The 1,985-nt window shown below is 40.9% G+C and carries 3 protein-coding genes; all 3 read right to left on the reverse strand.

Annotation, left to right across the window (positions count from 1 at the left end; all coding sequences use genetic code 11):
- Positions 1-304: VOC family protein (locus L4D05_RS23910; protein ID WP_428795488.1), on the reverse strand; the 304-nt coding region annotated here is incomplete at its 3' end.
- A gap of 162 nt (positions 305-466) precedes the next feature.
- The gene (locus L4D05_RS23915) at positions 467-862 is read right to left on the reverse strand and encodes a DUF2750 domain-containing protein (RefSeq protein ID WP_428795489.1); all 396 of its coding nucleotides are present in this window, start codon (positions 860-862) and stop codon (positions 467-469) included.
- Between the two features lie 140 nt (positions 863-1,002).
- A complete protein-coding gene (locus L4D05_RS23920) occupies positions 1,003-1,803 on the reverse strand; it encodes a hypothetical protein (protein WP_428795490.1) in 801 nt (266 codons plus the stop codon).
- Positions 1,804-1,985: the final 182 nt, after the last annotated feature.

Consider the following 1,985-nt stretch of genomic DNA (forward strand, 5'->3'; position numbering starts at 1 on the left):
TCTGGGCGTCTGGGCGTAAACCTGGCTTCCCCTCGCATATTGCACCTAACTTAACAGCTATTGCGTAAAAGTTATCAACTGCCTCTTGATTGCAAGCATTAAAGGCTATGTGAGTTCCATTACCATTTGACGCATAACCTTCCGACGGTAGACCAACCCAAAACTCGAAGTTGGTGCCGTAAGCTGCCGCGACACCTTCAATTAGGTGTGTTCGATTAATAGATAGAGTTTCAAACACAGCGTCGTAGAAATTCACTGCTGATTCGATATTTTTAACTCCAACGGAGACATGATTTAAAATCATTGAAATTCCTTTTATTCATCAAAACTCAAGAGGCATATAACGCACGCTTAAGTTGTGAGTTACGCACCACTGAAGCCAAATTTTAAACCGTAATCACCCAAACAAAAATTAACGCCAAAACCGCCAAGCGTTACGAATCAACTTGAAGCGCTTGTTATGTTTTTACCCGTATTTAGCCATTTCATTTAGTAAATCTTCTTTTAGAGCATCAGGCTCTATACACCAAAATGTCCACTTCCAGTCAGGAAATACGGCAACCTTAACTTGATCTTTTTCAAAAAGTGGTAGCCAGTGGTCGAGTAACTCATCTAGGCTAATTTCTACTGCCTGATGGCCAATAAAGTTCTCATCAACAACTTTCTGGGCATACTCTGGATGTGGCCATAATGGGAAATACTCAAATTCTTCAGGAGCCACTGGAACAAGCCATCCATCTTCATTTTTCACACCCCATAGCTGCTCCCAATCTGCAACTTTACTAACGAAATGATCGTATCGTTTGAAGCTTTCCAATTCTAAAACTGCTTCAAACTGTTTCTCATTCATCTTGTACGGCATTGTCTCCCCCTAAAACATAACGCCCTGTTAAGGGGTGAGCAACGCAACACCAAAGCCACTGCAAACCACCTTAATCACTAAAACTAACGCATAGTAAAATGCCACGCGTTGCGAATCCCTCTTAAACAGTTTGTTATAAGTCATTTCAACTTCTTGCGACAAGACTTTAACTCACCACTTGCGACACTTAACCATAAGGGCGTGGGCAAGGCAGATTTTTCATAGATATAGTTGAAATACTTGAGAATTTGCTCTGGTCCATGAAAAGCACTAACCTTGTACAATTTTACAGCATAGCTAACTCGGTCAAACTCCAAACTACTGATAGTTAAACTAGATTGCATATGCATCACGATATTTCGTTCATCCACCAGTTCTGATACTGCCTTTCTCAAAGAACTGTGTTCTTTAAGTGGTGGAACATTGAATACCTGAGGTGCTAATTGAAACAACTTAGGTCTGATCGGAATAGATTGATCGGAAGCTATCTTGTCAGAAAAAATCTCACGGGCTGTCTTGTTTGGACGTTCGAGGCGTAATTGAGTAGGCTTTCCGTCTACTTTACCATGCAAAACAAATGATTTATTTACCCATGACTCTATAGCACTAATTGAGAATGTTATCGCTGCCATTGCTTGCTGACACATAGCAAAAAACTTTTGCATGTTCTCTTCGCTAGTGTCTATTTCAAACATTCCATCAAAACCGGAGCGCTGAATTAAAATATCTTTTTTCATCTGTTCTGCTTTAAATGCGGCTTCCAATGCATTGAAAAACATTAACGCTTCGAACTCTGGAGGCGGTACTCGCATTTTGTAGCCATTATATTCTCCTTGAGAGGAAATTGTGGTTACTTTGCTACCAGCTTTAACTAAGTGCCCACTCGGCAAAACAGTGTCATGCGTTACTGATATATTATTATCTTCTAATAGATGACCCATATTTACCTTTGACTTATAACGAATGATATGGACTCCCTCTACCTGACACTCTGCGTGCCATACTTACTCGGTACACGCTGAAGAACTGGAGGTTACTATGTCCACCATTCAAACTATTGGCGTTGACCTCGCCAAGAATGTGTTCAGTATTCACGGCGTTGATGCATATGGCAAGTGCGTCC

Source organism: Vibrio nomapromontoriensis (assembly GCF_050337205.1).
Taxonomy (GTDB): Bacteria; Pseudomonadota; Gammaproteobacteria; order Enterobacterales; family Vibrionaceae; genus Vibrio; species Vibrio nomapromontoriensis.

Excerpts from the sequence above, each read along its gene's own strand:
- L4D05_RS23915 (WP_428795489.1), bottom strand. The coding sequence starts at position 862 with ATGCCGTACAAGATGAATGAGAAACAGTTTGAAGCAGTTTTAGAATTG.
- L4D05_RS23920 (WP_428795490.1), bottom strand. The coding sequence starts at position 1,803 with ATGGGTCATCTATTAGAAGATAATAATATATCAGTAACGCATGACACT.